General features: G+C 59.4%; 14 protein-coding genes. All 14 read left to right on the top strand.

Features of this window, described 5'->3' with window-relative positions; translation table 11 throughout:
• Positions 1 to 126: 126 nt before the first annotated feature.
• The 14 genes from flhA (at position 127) to ACYZTU_RS20810 (ending at position 14,397) form a co-directional block, all read left to right on the top strand.
• Positions 127 to 2,256: a flagellar biosynthesis protein FlhA gene (gene flhA / locus ACYZTU_RS20875; RefSeq protein WP_461965166.1), complete on the top strand. Its 2,130-nt coding sequence runs from the start codon at positions 127 to 129 to the stop codon at positions 2,254 to 2,256.
• A gap of 11 nt (positions 2,257 to 2,267) precedes the next feature.
• A complete protein-coding gene (gene flhF / locus ACYZTU_RS20870; protein WP_282377501.1) occupies positions 2,268 to 3,596 on the top strand; it encodes a flagellar biosynthesis protein FlhF in 1,329 nt (442 codons plus the stop codon).
• A gap of 116 nt (positions 3,597 to 3,712) precedes the next feature.
• Positions 3,713 to 4,543 carry a flagellar synthesis regulator FleN gene (fleN, locus tag ACYZTU_RS20865; RefSeq protein WP_008001746.1) on the top strand — a complete coding sequence of 277 codons (831 nt, stop codon included), beginning with the start codon at positions 3,713 to 3,715 and terminating at the stop codon, positions 4,541 to 4,543.
• A complete protein-coding gene (gene fliA, locus ACYZTU_RS20860) occupies positions 4,540 to 5,280 on the top strand; it encodes an RNA polymerase sigma factor FliA (RefSeq protein ID WP_282377502.1) in 741 nt (246 codons plus the stop codon). Before fleN ends, fliA begins: the two co-directional genes overlap by 4 nt.
• 167 nt (positions 5,281 to 5,447) lie before the next feature.
• Complete coding sequence (locus ACYZTU_RS20855) at positions 5,448 to 5,819, top strand: chemotaxis response regulator CheY (protein ID WP_008006721.1); 372 nt, start codon at positions 5,448 to 5,450, stop codon at positions 5,817 to 5,819.
• Between the two features lie 22 nt (positions 5,820 to 5,841).
• Positions 5,842 to 6,630 carry a protein phosphatase CheZ gene (locus tag ACYZTU_RS20850; RefSeq protein WP_074874578.1) on the top strand — a complete coding sequence of 263 codons (789 nt, stop codon included), beginning with the start codon at positions 5,842 to 5,844 and terminating at the stop codon, positions 6,628 to 6,630.
• Between the two features lie 53 nt (positions 6,631 to 6,683).
• Entirely contained in the window at positions 6,684 to 8,927 is a 2,244-nt protein-coding gene (locus ACYZTU_RS20845) for a chemotaxis protein CheA (RefSeq protein ID WP_461965164.1), read from the top strand.
• 49 nt (positions 8,928 to 8,976) lie between these two features.
• Positions 8,977 to 10,101, top strand: coding sequence for a protein-glutamate methylesterase/protein-glutamine glutaminase (locus ACYZTU_RS20840; RefSeq protein ID WP_461965162.1), 1,125 nt, complete (start codon positions 8,977 to 8,979; stop codon positions 10,099 to 10,101).
• On the top strand, positions 10,101 to 10,841 hold the full coding sequence (locus ACYZTU_RS20835; RefSeq protein ID WP_461965160.1) for a flagellar motor protein: 741 nt from the start codon (positions 10,101 to 10,103) through the stop codon (positions 10,839 to 10,841). The genes ACYZTU_RS20840 and ACYZTU_RS20835 overlap by 1 nt, the downstream gene beginning before the upstream one ends.
• Positions 10,842 to 10,856: 15 nt before the next feature.
• On the top strand, positions 10,857 to 11,747 hold the full coding sequence (gene motD, locus ACYZTU_RS20830) for a flagellar motor protein MotD (protein WP_282377507.1): 891 nt from the start codon (positions 10,857 to 10,859) through the stop codon (positions 11,745 to 11,747).
• A 43-nt stretch (positions 11,748 to 11,790) separates the two neighbouring features.
• Positions 11,791 to 12,579, top strand: coding sequence for a ParA family protein (locus ACYZTU_RS20825; RefSeq protein ID WP_033056007.1), 789 nt, complete (start codon positions 11,791 to 11,793; stop codon positions 12,577 to 12,579).
• 1 nt (position 12,580) lies between these two features.
• On the top strand, positions 12,581 to 13,447 hold the full coding sequence (locus ACYZTU_RS20820) for a CheW domain-containing protein (protein WP_461965158.1): 867 nt from the start codon (positions 12,581 to 12,583) through the stop codon (positions 13,445 to 13,447).
• A 71-nt stretch (positions 13,448 to 13,518) separates the two neighbouring features.
• Complete coding sequence (locus ACYZTU_RS20815) at positions 13,519 to 14,004, top strand: chemotaxis protein CheW (protein WP_131061597.1); 486 nt, start codon at positions 13,519 to 13,521, stop codon at positions 14,002 to 14,004.
• Positions 14,005 to 14,397 carry a DUF2802 domain-containing protein gene (locus ACYZTU_RS20810; RefSeq protein ID WP_461965156.1) on the top strand — a complete coding sequence of 131 codons (393 nt, stop codon included), beginning with the start codon at positions 14,005 to 14,007 and terminating at the stop codon, positions 14,395 to 14,397.
• The last annotated feature ends 131 nt before the right edge of the window (positions 14,398 to 14,528 follow it).

Here is a 14,528-nt window from a genome sequence, read left to right as displayed (position 1 = left end):
AGTACAAATCCCGCTGATAAATCCCTCTGTTTCAACCCCCCGCAGAAGTTGGAAGGTTTCTTGCAGTAGCCGCTTTGCGCCTGCTTCAGGCGTCAAAAGTTTGCTTTAAAGGAACGGGGAAAACCGGTGGATCGCTCTCAGTTACTCAACAGTGCTCGCACAAACGTTGCCGACTTAAGTCGGGGCAATCTGGGTGTGCCGTTGTTGCTGCTGGTCATGCTGGCGATGATGATGTTGCCGATCCCGCCGTTCCTGCTGGACGTGTTCTTCACGTTCAATATTGCCTTGTCGATCGTAGTGTTGCTGGTGTGCGTTTATGCCTTGCGACCGCTGGATTTCGCGGTGTTTCCGACCATTCTACTGGTGGCGACGCTACTGCGGCTGGCGTTGAACGTGGCCTCCACCCGGGTGGTGATGCTCCACGGTCAGGACGGTCACGCCTCCGCCGGTAAGGTGATCCAGGCCTTCGGTGAGGTGGTGATCGGCGGTAACTACGTGGTCGGTATCGTGGTCTTCGCGATTTTGATGATCATCAACTTCGTCGTAGTGACCAAGGGTGCCGGGCGGATTTCCGAGGTGAGCGCGCGCTTCACCCTCGATGCGATGCCCGGCAAACAGATGGCGATCGACGCCGACCTGAACGCCGGCCTGATCGATCAGAACCAGGCCAAATTGCGCCGTATGGAAGTGGCCCAGGAAGCCGAGTTCTACGGTTCGATGGACGGTGCCAGCAAGTTCGTGCGCGGCGACGCCATTGCCGGCCTGCTGATTCTGTTCATTAACCTGATCGGCGGCATGGCCGTCGGTATCTTCCAGCACGGCATGACCTTCGGCGATGCCGGTCGGGTGTACGCCTTGTTGACCATCGGTGACGGTTTGGTGGCGCAATTGCCATCACTGCTGTTGTCGACTGCCGCAGCGATCATGGTGACTCGTGCGTCCGGCTCGGAAGACATGGGCAAACAGATCAATCGCCAGATGTTCGCCTCGCCGAAAGCGTTGGCAGTGGCGGCGGGTATGATGGCAGTCATGGGCCTGGTGCCCGGCATGCCGCACTTCTCCTTTCTCAGCATGGCGGCCGTGGCGGCCGGCGGCGCGTACCTGTTCTGGAAGAAGCAGAACGTGGTCAAGGTTCAGGCCTTGCAAGAGGTCAAGCGTCAGCAGGAACTGTTGCCATCGCCCGCTCGCGCCCAGGAAACCAAGGAGCTTGGCTGGGACGACGTGACCCCGATCGACATGATCGGCCTGGAAGTCGGGTACCGGCTGATTCCGCTGGTGGACCGCAACCAGGGTGGTCAGTTGCTGGCGCGAATCAAAGGCGTGCGCAAGAAGCTGTCGCAGGATCTGGGCTTCCTGATGCCGACTGTGCATATCCGTGACAACCTCGACCTGGCGCCGAGTGCCTATCGCCTGACTCTGATGGGGGTGATCCTGGCCGAAGCGGAGATTTACCCGGACCGCGAACTGGCGATCAACCCGGGGCAGGTCTACGGGACGCTCAACGGCATTACCGCCAAAGATCCGGCTTTCGGTCTGGAGGCGGTCTGGATCGAAATCAGCCAGCGTGCCCAGGCGCAATCCCTCGGTTACACCGTGGTTGATGCCAGTACTGTAGTGGCAACCCACTTGAACCAGATTTTGTACAAGCACTCGAGCGAGTTGATCGGTCACGAAGAAGTGCAGCAACTCATGCAATTGCTGGCCAAAAGCTCACCAAAACTGGCTGAAGAGCTGGTGCCTGGCGTGGTGTCTCTGTCGCAGCTGCTCAAAGTTTTGCAGGCTTTGCTGGCCGAACAGGTGCCAGTACGGGACATTCGCAGCATTGCCGAGGCCATCGCCAACAATGCCGCCAAGAGTCAAGATACTGCCGCGCTGGTGGCCGCCGTGCGCGTCGGCGTATCCCGCGCTATCGTCCAAAGCATTGTAGGCACTGACTCCGAGCTACCAGTGATCACCCTTGAGCCAAGGTTGGAACAGATATTGCTCAATAGTCTTCAGAAGGCAGGACAAGGCTCGGAAGAGGGCGTTCTGCTGGAGCCAAGCATGGCTGAGAAACTGCAACGCTCGTTGATCGATGCGGCGCAGCGTCAGGAAATGCAAGGTCAGCCGGTGATTCTGCTGGTAGCCGGTCCGGTTCGCGCGATGCTGTCGCGATTCGGCCGATTGGCAGTCCCGGGTTTGCACGTGTTGGCGTATCAGGAAATTCCTGACAACAAGCAAGTGACCATCGTTGCGACAGTAGGGCCCAACGGCTGAGGTAGTGGTTTATGCAAGTTAAGCGTTTTTTCGCCGCCGATATGCGTCAGGCCATGAAACTGGTTCGTGATGAGCTGGGCGCTGAAGCCGCCATCATTGGCAACCGCCGGATCGCCGGTGGTGTCGAGTTGACGGCTGCCCTGGATTACAAGTTGTCGGCGCTGGCCCCGCGCGTTCCGAACATGGAACTCGAAGACGAGCTGCGCAAGACCCAGTCGCGGATCGTTACCGCCCAGGCCGAACTGAGCCTGCGAGGCGAAGGCGAGAGCGACAAGAGCACCAATCGCCAGTTGTTCGCCGGCCTGCCACTGACTGCCGCCGAGCCGCTGATCGAACCGACCTACGCCGAACCCCGTCGGCCTGCACCGGCCGCTGCGCCAGCCTCCGGTGGTGTGGACCCGCGGGCGTTCGACTCGATGCGTTTCGAACTCAACAGCTTGCGCGAACTGATGGAAGTGCAACTCGGCTCCCTGGCCTGGAATCAGCTGCAAGGCAGCCGTCCGGCCCAGGCCAATCTTTGGCGTCGCCTGCAACGCATTGGCCTGTCCGGCCCGTTGTCGCGCGATTTGCTGGCGCTGATTACCGATATTGAAGAACCTCGTCAGGCCTGGCGCATGTTGCTGGCGCACCTGGCGCGGATGATCGCCACACCGGAAGTCGAGCCGCTGGAAGAGGGCGGTGTGATTGCCATGGTCGGCCCTGCCGGCATGGGCAAGACCACCACGCTGGCCAAGCTCGCTGCCCGCTACGTGCTCAAGTACGGCGCGCAGAATATCGCGTTGGTGAGCATGGACAGCTACCGTATTGGTGCTCAGGAGCAGCTCAAGACCCTCGGCCGGATCCTCAATGTGTCGGTGACTCACGTCGACCCGGGTCAGTCGCTGGTGCAGGCGCTGGAGCCCTTGCTGCGCAAACGCGTGGTGCTGATCGATACCGCGGGCCTCCAGGCCAGCGATCCGGCACTGCGCATGCAGCTCGAAAGCCTGGCCGGTCGTGGGATCAAATCGAAAAATTATCTGGTGTTGGCAACCACCAGCCAGAAACAGGTTCTAACGGCCGCTTATCACAGTTACAAACGCTGCGGCCTCGCTGGCTGCATCCTGACTAAACTGGATGAAACGGCAAGTCTGGGCGAGGTGTTGAGCCTGGCCATCAGTCATGAATTGCCGGTGGCCTACCTGACCGATGGCCCGCGGATTCCGGATGATTTGCATCTGCCGCGTCGTCATCAGTTGGTCAGTCGCGCCGTAAGCGTGCAAATGCAAGAAGAACCCAGCGAAGAAGCCATGGCTGACATGTTCGCTGATATTTACCACAGCCCGACCAAGCAGGTCGGCTGAGGTATTAATGAACTGTTTTTGTACCTACATCGATGGTCTGCCATGCATTGTTCATTTTGTGAACGCGCAGCCAGTAATGTGGCCTCCGTCTAAGTAAGACAAGGTAAAGAAAATTCATGGGCAGCATGCATCCCGTACAGGTGATCGCGGTGACCGGCGGCAAAGGTGGCGTCGGGAAAACTAACGTGTCAGTGAACTTGTCCCTGGCTCTAGCTGAACTCGGCCGGCGCGTCATGCTGCTGGACGCCGATCTGGGGCTGGCGAACGTTGACGTCCTGCTGGGACTGACACCCAAACGTACGTTGGCCGACGTGATCGAAGGCCGCTGTGAGCTGCGCGACGTTCTGTTGCAGGGCCCTGGCGGCATCCGCATCGTCCCGGCCGCGTCCGGCACTCAAAGCATGGTCCATCTGAGCCCGGCCCAACACGCCGGCCTGATCCAGGCGTTCAGCGATATCGGCGACAATCTCGACGTATTGGTGATCGACACCGCTGCGGGCATTGGTGACTCGGTAGTCAGTTTCGTTCGTGCAGCGCAAGAAGTCTTGCTGGTGGTCTGCGACGAACCGACCTCGATCACTGATGCCTACGCACTGATCAAACTGCTAAACCGCGATTACGGCATGAACCGCTTCCGCGTCCTGGCCAACATGGCCCAGAGCCCGCAGGAAGGTCGCAACCTGTTCGCCAAGTTGACCAAGGTCACAGATCGCTTCCTCGACGTCGCCTTACAATACGTCGGCGCGGTGCCTTACGACGAAAGCGTGCGTAAGGCTGTGCAGAAACAGCGCGCCGTCTATGAAGCCTTCCCGCGTTCCAAGTGCTCCCTGGCGTTCAAGGCCATTGCACAGAAGGTCGATACCTGGCCGTTGCCTGCCAACCCGCGTGGGCACCTGGAGTTTTTCGTCGAGCGCCTCGTGCAACAAACGGCAGGACCGGTGTTATGACAGCCAGCGGCTACAACCTCTACAAGAAGTCGGCACGTGACGCGCAGTACGAGCTGATCGAGCGTTACGCGCCACTGGTTAAACGCATTGCCTACCACTTGCTGGCGCGTCTGCCGGCCAGTGTCCAGGTCGAAGACCTGATCCAGGCCGGGATGATTGGCCTGCTTGAAGTGTCGACCAAATACGACGCCAGCAAAGGCGCGAGTTTCGAGACGTACGCGGGCATACGAATCCGCGGCGCGATGCTCGATGAAGTACGCAAGGGGGACTGGGCGCCACGTTCGGTCCACCGCAATACCCGGATGGTCAGCGACGCCATTCGCTCGATTGAAGCTAAAACCGGTCGTGACGCTAAAGATCACGAGGTTGCGGCCGAACTCCAATTGAGTCTCGACGATTATTACGGGATTTTGAACGACACCCTGGGCAGCCGGTTATTCAGTTTCGACGATCTGTTGCAGGACGGCGAACACGAAGGGCTGCACGAGGATGGCGCCAGTGCTCATCTGGAGCCGTCGCGCGATCTGGAAGATGAACGCTTCCAGATGGCACTGGCGGACGCGATTGCCAATTTGCCGGAGCGTGAGCGACTGGTGTTGGCGCTGTACTACGACGAAGAGTTGAATCTCAAGGAAATCGGTGAAGTCCTGGGGGTCAGCGAATCGCGGGTCAGCCAGTTACACAGCCAGTGCGCGGCCCGTTTGCGGGGGCGTTTGGGGGAGTGGCGAGCGCGCTGAAGGCAGTGTGGGGGCACTGCGAACGCGGCTGGTGGGGTGTTGAACCGCACGGGTCCCGATCTGTTGTGCTCCAGACAGTCATTGAGTGCTTTGCCGGATTGATTGAAATGGCGCGTCCAGGTGCTGGGCGCGTTTAAGACTGCTTGGAGGTCGAATTGAACAAGAACATGAAAATCCTCATCGTTGATGACTTCTCAACGATGCGGCGGATCATAAAAAACCTGTTGCGTGACCTTGGGTTCACCAACACGGTCGAGGCCGATGATGGCATCACTGCCATTCCTGTTCTCAACAGCGGGAGCATCGACTTTCTGGTAACGGACTGGAACATGCCTGGCATGACCGGTATCGATCTGCTGCGCCATGTGCGTGCCGATGAAAAGCTCAAGCATCTGCCGGTGCTGATGGTGACCGCTGAAGCCAAGCGCGAGCAGATCATCGAGGCAGCCCAGGCCGGTGTTAACGGCTATGTGGTCAAACCCTTTACGGCCCAGGCGTTGAAAGAAAAAATCGAAAAGATTTTCGAACGCATCGGTTGAGAAACTGCGCCACGGGGGAGCTATGGAGCATAACGAATCTTCACAGGGCGATTTCGAGTCGACCCTGAAAAAACACGCTGTTGAACTGGTCGAAAGCCTTGAAAAAGGCAGGTTCGGCGACGCCGTGCAACTGATCCATGAGCTCAACCAGACCCGTGACCGCGGCCTGTACCAGGAAGTGGGCAAGCTCACTCGCGAGCTGCATAGCGCGATCGTCAATTTCCAGATTGACCCGAACATGCCGCAAGCCGAGGAAGTGTCACAAATCACGGACGCCACCGAGCGTCTGGGCTATGTGGTCAAGCTGACCGAGGCCGCGGCCAACCGCACCATGGACCTGGTGGAAAACGCCACGCCGCTGGTCAACGGCCTGAGCAATGAAGCGCAGGCCTTGAGCACCGACTGGGGACGGTTCATGCGGCGCGAAGTCGGGGCTGAAGAGTTCCGCGAACTGGCCCGGCGAGTCGACGGTTTCCTGACACGCAGCAGCGAAGACAATCGCGTTGTGTCGAGCAACCTCAACGACATTCTGCTCGCTCAGGATTACCAGGACCTCACCGGTCAGGTGATTAAGCGTGTGACCCAATTGGTCACCGAAGTTGAAAGCAACCTGCTCAAGCTCGTGCTCATGGCCAGTCAGGTGGACCGCTTTGCGGGCATCGAACATGACCGTGAAGCGATGCTGGCTGAAAAAGATCCACAAAAACATCTCTCTCAGGGTGAAGGTCCGCAGATTCATGCCGATAAAAGAGAAGATGTTGTGTCCGGTCAGGACGATGTGGACGATTTGTTATCCAGCCTAGGATTTTAGAGTTTTAGCATTTTAGGTTTTTTAGGTTTTTAGACCTCGGGAGCACCCCCTTAATGAGCTTCGGCGCCGATGAAGAGATCCTTCAGGATTTCCTGGTTGAGGCCGGCGAGATTCTAGAGCAACTGTCCGAACAGCTGGTCGAGCTTGAAAGCCGACCTGATGATGCGGACTTGCTCAATGCAATTTTTCGCGGTTTTCACACTGTAAAAGGAGGCGCCGGCTTCCTCCAGCTCAACGAGCTGGTGGAGTGCTGTCACATCGCCGAGAACGTGTTCGACATCCTGCGCAAGGGTGAACGTCGCGTCGACTCGGAATTGATGGACGTGGTTCTCGAAGCGCTGGATGCGGTGAACAGCATGTTTACCGAAGTCCGCGAGCGCAGCCCGATCACTGCTGCCACGCCTGAATTGCTGGCAGCTCTGGCCCGTCTGGCCGAGCCGAAAACTGAAGAATCCGCACCGGTTGCCGAAGTGTTCGAAGCACCGGCTGCTGACAGCGAGTCGGGCGACATCACCGATAACGAATTCGAACAATTGCTGGACTCGCTGAACGCCGTCAAGGCGCAGGCAGAAGCCCCGGCAGCTGTGCCAGCGCCGAGTAGCAATGCGGCGGGCAGCGACGAAATCACCGATGCCGAGTTCGAGTCGTTGCTCGATCAACTGCACGGTAAAGGCCAGTTCGCCGTCGATGCGGTAGCTGCGGCGCCAGCCGCACCGGCTGCCCCGAAAGCGGCAGGCGACAGCTCCGATATCACCGACGACGAGTTCGAAGCACTGCTCGATCAGCTGCACGGCAAGGGTAACTTTGCCGTTGATGCGCTGGAATCGGCCATTGCTGCGGTCCCGGCCCCGGCTGCGCCAACCGCTAAAGCGGCTGGCGGCGATCTGATCTCCGATCACGAGTTCGAATCGCTGCTCGACGAATTGCACGGCAAAGGCAAGTTTACTGAAGTCGGTACCGCGTCGGGCGCCAGCGCTTCGGTTGCGGCGCCAGTTGCCAAGGCTGTAGCAGCGAAACCCGTTGCCAAAGCGCCCGAGCCTAAAGCCGAAGCGCCGAAGCCTGTTGCTGCTGCACCGGCTCCGGCTCGTGCCCCGGCCGCGCCACCGGCGGAAAAACCGGCCAGCGAAGCCGAGACGACCGTGCGGGTCGATACCGCGCGTCTCGACGAAATCATGAACATGGTCGGCGAGTTGGTACTGGTGCGTAACCGTTTGGTCCGTCTGGGCCTCAACAGCGGCGACGAAGCCATGTCCAAGGCGGTGTCGAACCTCGATGTGGTCACGGCCGACCTGCAAACTGCGGTCATGAAGACCCGGATGCAACCGATCAAGAAGGTCTTCGGGCGCTTCCCGCGCCTGGTTCGCGACCTGGCTCGTCAGCTCAAGAAAGAGATCAACCTGGAGCTGGTCGGCGAAGAAACCGACCTCGACAAGAACCTCGTCGAGGCCCTGGCCGACCCGCTGGTCCACTTGGTGCGCAACTCGGTTGACCACGGTATCGAAGAGCCGGCCGAGCGCGAAGCGATGGGCAAGCCTCGCAGCGGCAAGGTGATCCTGTCCGCAGAACAGGAAGGCGACCACATCCTGCTGTCCATCTCTGATGACGGCAAGGGCATGGACGCCGATGTTTTGCGCGGTATCGCGGTGAAAAAAGGTTTGATGGACAAGGATGCAGCAGATCGCCTCAGCGAGTCCGACTGCTTCAACCTGATCTTCGCGCCGGGTTTCTCGACCAAGACCGAAATTTCCGATGTCTCCGGACGCGGCGTGGGCATGGACGTGGTGAAAACCAAGATCGCCCAGCTCAACGGCACCATCAATATCTACTCGACCAAGGGCAAAGGCTCGAAGATTGTCATTAAGGTCCCGTTGACCCTGGCGATCATGCCAACGCTGATGGTCATGCTCGGCAACCAGGCGTTTGCGTTCCCGCTGGTGAACGTCAACGAGATCTTCCACCTCGACCTGTCGCGCACCAACGTGGTGGACGGCCAAGAAGTGGTGATCGTGCGGGACAAGGCACTGCCATTGTTCTACCTCAAACGCTGGCTGGTCGCCTCCGCCGCTCACGAAGAGCAGCGCGAAGGCCATGTGGTGATCCTTTCGGTGGGCACTCAGCGGATCGGCTTCGTCGTCGATCAACTGGTGGGCCAGGAAGAAGTGGTCATCAAGCCATTGGGCAAAATGCTCCAGGGAACCCCGGGCATGTCCGGCGCCACCATCACCGGTGACGGCCGAATTGCGCTGATTCTCGATGTACCGAGCATGCTCAAGCGTTACGCCGCACGGCGTATTTGATTCTGATGGAGCGGGGCGACTGAGCCTCGCTCCGTCTAACGGAGTGTTTATGGCAGTCAAAGTCCTGGTGGTGGACGATTCGGGGTTTTTCCGCCGCCGCGTCTCGGAAATTCTTTCAGCGGATCCGAACATCCAAGTTGTCGGTACGGCGACCAACGGAAAAGAGGCGATTGATCAGGCGCTGGCCCTCAAGCCAGACGTGATCACCATGGACTACGAGATGCCGATGATGGATGGCATCACGGCGGTGCGGCACATCATGCAGCGCTGCCCGACCCCGGTGTTGATGTTTTCCTCGCTGACACACGAAGGCGCTCGGGTCACTCTCGATGCGCTGGACGCCGGCGCGGTGGATTTCCTGCCGAAGAATTTCGAAGACATCTCCCGCAACCCGGAGAAGGTCAAGCAACTGCTGTGCGAGAAGATTCTCAGCATCTCGCGCAGTAACCGTCGTGCCAGCACTTACAGCGCTCCGGCACCCGTCGCCGCACCAGCCCCGACGCCTGCGCGTTCGAGCGTCAGCAGTTACGGCAGCAGCGCGCCTGCGCGTCCGGCACCGGCGCCGATTCCGGCGCGTACGCACGCATCCGCCTCGTCGTCGCCGAAACGCAAAGCCTACAAATTGGTCGCCATCGGTACGTCCACTGGCGGTCCGGTTGCCCTGCAGCGGGTTCTGACCCAATTGCCGGCCAACTTTCCCGCACCCATCGTGTTGATCCAGCACATGCCGGCCGCCTTCACCAAGGCCTTCGCCGAACGTCTGGACAAGCTCTGCCGCATCAGCGTCAAGGAAGCCGAGGATGGCGACATCCTGCGTCCGGGCCTGGCGCTGCTGGCGCCGGGTGGCAAGCAAATGATGATCGACGGCCGTGGCGCGGTGAAAATCCTCCCGGGCGACGAGCGTTTGAACTACAAGCCCTGCGTGGACATCACCTTCGGTTCCGCGGCCAAGACCTACGGTGACAAAGTTCTGGCGGTCGTGTTGACCGGCATGGGCGCCGATGGTCGCGAAGGCGCGCGTCTGCTCAAGCAGGGCGGCAGCTCGATCTGGGCCCAGGATGAAGCCAGCTGCGTGATCTACGGCATGCCGATGGCCATCGTCAAAGCCGAACTCGCCGACGCGGTGTATGGCCTGGACGATATTGGCAAGCATCTGGTCGAGGCTTGTATCTGATGGATGTTTTAAGTCTTATCGGGATCATCCTGGCGTTTGTCGCCATCATTGGCGGCAACTACCTTGAAGGCGGTCACCTCGGCGCGTTGGCTAATGGCCCGGCAGCGTTGATCGTACTCGGTGGGACCCTCGGTGCGGCGCTGCTGCAGGCGCCGATGAGCGCCTTCAAGCGCGCCATGCAGATTCTGGCCTGGATCCTGTTTCCACCTCGCGTGGATCTGGCCGGTGGCGTCGATCGTGTTGTGAACTGGAGCCTGATCGCGCGCAAGGAAGGTCTGCTCGGTCTGGAAGGGGTGGCCGACGCCGAACCCGACAACTACTCGCGCAAAGGCCTGCAACTGCTGGTGGACGGTGCGGAGCCGGAAGCGATTCGCAGCATCCTGGAAGTGGATTTCTACACCCAGGAAAGCCGCGACATCGAAGCCGCCAAAGTCTTCGAAAGCATGGGCGGCTACGCGCCGACCATCGGCATCATCGGTGCGGTGATGGGCCTGATCCACGTGATGGGTAACCTGGCCGATCCATCGCAACTGGGTAGCGGCATTGCCGTGGCCTTCGTCGCGACCATCTATGGCGTGGCCAGTGCCAACCTGGTGCTGCTGCCGATTGCCGCCAAACTCAAGTCCGTCGCTTTGCGACAGTCGCGTTATCGCGAAATGTTGTTGGAAGGCATTCTGTCGATCGCCGAAGGTGAAAACCCTCGCTCTATCGAGTTGAAGCTTCAGGGCTTCATGGATTGATGGGAGACATGGACCATGGCACGTCGTCGCCAACCTGAAGAACATGTAAACCATGAGCGTTGGCTGGTTTCGTACGCCGACTTCATTACATTGCTGTTCGCTTTCTTCGTGGTGATGTACTCGATCTCTTCGATCAACGAAGGCAAGTACAAAGTCATTTCGGAAGCATTGATTGGCGTGTTCTCCGATTCGGATCGTGCGCTCAAGCCGATCCCGATTGGCGACGAGCGACCGAAGACCGTGACCCCGGCCAAGCCGCTGGTTAAAGATGCCGAGCAGGTCGACGCCGGCATCGCGGGTGCCAGCGATCCGCTCAAAAGCATCGCCGACGACATCAGCGCCGCGTTCGGCGACTTGATCAGCTCCAATCAGATGACCATTCGCGGCAATGAGCTGTGGGTCGAGATCGAACTCAATTCCAGCCTGCTGTTCGGCAGTGGCGACGCCATGCCCAGTGACATCGCGTTCAACATCATCGACAAGGTCGCCGCGATTCTGAAGCCGTTCGACAACCCGATTCACGTTGAAGGCTTCACTGACGATCAACCGATCCGCACCGCGCAATACCCGACCAACTGGGAGCTGTCCTCGGCCCGTTCGGCGAGCATTGTGCGCATGCTGGCGATGCAGGGTGTGAACCCTGGTCGTCTGGCGTCGGTGGGTTACGGCGAGTTCCAGCCAGTGGCCAACAACGCCACTGCCGAGGGACGGGCGCGTAACCGTCGGGTCGTACTGGTGGTGTCACGAAATCTTGATGTACGCCGCAGTCTCACCGGTACCGGAACGGCCAATGCACATCCGGATGCCGCGTTGAAGCGTGCTGGCACACAAACTGCACCGACCCCGGTCAAGTCGCCGGTACGAGAGAGCGCCGTCAATTCTCCGTCACCTGCATTAATACGTTGAGCTATTTCTCGGTCGACCCTTTCGACCGGGAGGAACAATCCGAATGAGAGTCTGGGCAGTCGCCAATCAAAAGGGTGGTGTCGGTAAAACCACTTCCTCTATCGCTTTAGCCGGTTTACTGGCCGAGGCGGGCAAGCGCGTGGTCGTGGTCGATCTCGACCCCCACGGCTCCATGACCAGCTATTTCGGTTATGACCCCGACAGCCTGGAACACAGCAGCTACGACCTGTTCCTGAATAAGGGCAGCGTGCCGCAAGGCTTGCCGGGACAGTTGTTGTTGCCCACCAGCCACGAAAGTATTTCTCTGTTGCCATCGAGCACCGCACTCGCGACCCTCGAGCGCCAGTCGCCGGGTCAGAGTGGTTTGGGCCTGGTGATTGCCAAGAGTCTGGCGCAATTGTGGCAAGACTTCGATTACGCGGTGATCGACAGCCCGCCGTTGCTCGGTTTGCTGATGGTCAATGCCTTGGCGGCGAGCCAGCAATTGGTGATTCCGGTGCAGACCGAGCACTTGGCGGTCAAAGGCCTGGAGCGCATGGTCAACACCCTGGCGATGATCAACCGTTCACGCAAACAGGCGCTGCCCTTCAGCATCGTGCCGACCCTGTTCGACCGCCGCACGCAGGCTTCCCTCGGCACTCTGCGGGTGTTGCGCGACAAGTACCCGGAAGAAATCTGGCAGGGCTACATTCCAGTCGACACCCGCTTGCGTGACGCCAGCCGTGCCGGCGTAACGCCTTCGCAATTTGACGGCAAGAGCCGGGGTGTTCTCGCCTACCGTGCACTGCTCAAACATTTGCTGGCAGCACAACTTGTCCCGCAGGTGGCGTGACATGAACCGCCCGGTAAAAATCACCTCGCGCCCGCAACTCGCGCTCCAGTCTTATCTGGACAACTTGCTGATGGAAGCGACCGAAGAGTTGCCGCCGGAAATCGAGGCGCTGCCCGAGGTTGTAGAGGTTGTAGCTGCTCTGGACGAGTTCCAGGCGGCGGTGCTTGAAGAGCAGGCTCGTGATGCGCAGAAACCCGCCGTGGTCGCCGCGCTGAAAGTAGCGCCAGTGGTGAAAGCACCTGTTGTGATCGAAGAAGCACCGGCACCGGTTCTGGCGTCTGTATCGACTATCGCACCGCTGCTGCAAGCCTTGGTGCCGCCGGTGGTCGAAGTCCATTTGCCGCCGAGCAACACGCCGCCGCCGGTGGAAACCGATGGTCGTCCGTCCTGGGCCGCCGAACCCTTTGAATGCCTGTTGTTCGATGTCGCCGGGTTGACCCTGGCGGTGCCGCTGGTGTGTCTGGGTTCGATTTATTCTTTGGCCGGCCACGAGCTGACACCGTTGTTCGGTCAGCCGGAATGGTTCCTCGGAATTCTGCCAAGCCAGGCCGGCAACCTGAAAGTGTTGGACACCGCGCGGTGGGTCATGCCCGACCGCTACCGCGACGATTTCCGTCAGGGCCTGCAGTACGTTATTTCGGTTCAGGGTTACGAGTGGGGGCTGGCGGTGCATCAAGTCAGCCGCTCATTGCGCCTGGACCCGAACGAAATCAAATGGCGCAGCCACCGTGGTCAACGGCCATGGCTGGCGGGCACCGTGATTGAACACATGTGTGCGTTGCTCGATGTTTCCGCACTGGCCGAGTTGATCGCCAGCGGCGGGGCAAAGCACATGAGCAGCGTTAAACCAGCTCACAAACCGACATAAAAACACGTGACGGCAGTGACTGCCGTCGCACAGAACATACACCGCTAGGGCGGTTTTCGAGGGGTCAGGGTATGAATGATAAGGCGTCGTCTGCAAAGGGTTCCGAAGATCCGATCCTGCAATGGGTAACCTTCAAGCTGGACAACGAAACCTACGGCATCAACGTGATGCGCGTTCAGGAAGTCCTGCGTTACACCGAAATCGCCCCGGTCCCGGGTGCCCCGAGCTACGTGCTGGGCATCATCAACCTGCGCGGTAATGTGGTCACCGTGATCGACACCCGTCAGCGCTTCGGCCTGATGAATGCCGAGATCAGCGACAACACCCGAATTGTCATCATCGAAGCCGACAAGCAAGTGGTCGGGATCATGGTCGACAGCGTGGCCGAAGTGGTTTACCTGCGTCAGTCGGAAATCGAAACCGCGCCGAACGTCGGTAACGAAGAATCCGCCAAGTTCATTCAAGGCGTGTGCAACAAGAACAACGAGCTGCTGATTCTGGTCGAGCTGGACAAGATGATGAGCGAAGAAGAATGGTCGGACCTGGAGAACATCTGATTGATTCTTGAGGTGGCGGTCATTGTCCTGTTCCTCTTCTGGGCAGGCACGCTGGCGATGTTTCTGGCGTACATACGAGGCCAACGACTGATCGCTGCGCAACAGGCTCAGGGCGATGCGCTGCGTGATCAGCGCATCAAGGACCTGGCCCGGCGTGTCGAGGACTACCAGAGCGGCACCGTGCGCATGGGGGAAGACCTACACGAACTGCGCGCGGTGGTGGGCCCGTTACCGGACAAACTGGCTCAGCTGGAACAGCGCGATCCGTCGAGCCTGTCGTTTGCCCAAGCGGCACGATTGGTGGGGATGGGGGCCAGTGTTGATGAACTGACTCAGTCTTGCGGGTTGACCCAGGCTGAGGCGGAGTTGATGAGCAAGTTGCACAAAAGCTAAGAAGATCAAAAGATCAAGAGATCGCAGCCTTCGGCAGCTCCTTGGGGTGTACACAAATCCCTGTAGCAGCTTGCCGAACGCTGCGATCTTTTTGCGTTTAGACACCGTTAGATTCAGCTCCCCTTTGCGAA

The organism is Pseudomonas sp. HLT2-19-2, assembly GCF_054898005.1.
The sequence above is the reverse complement of the archived record's forward strand: the minus strand, read 5'-3'. Positions and strand labels throughout refer to the sequence as shown.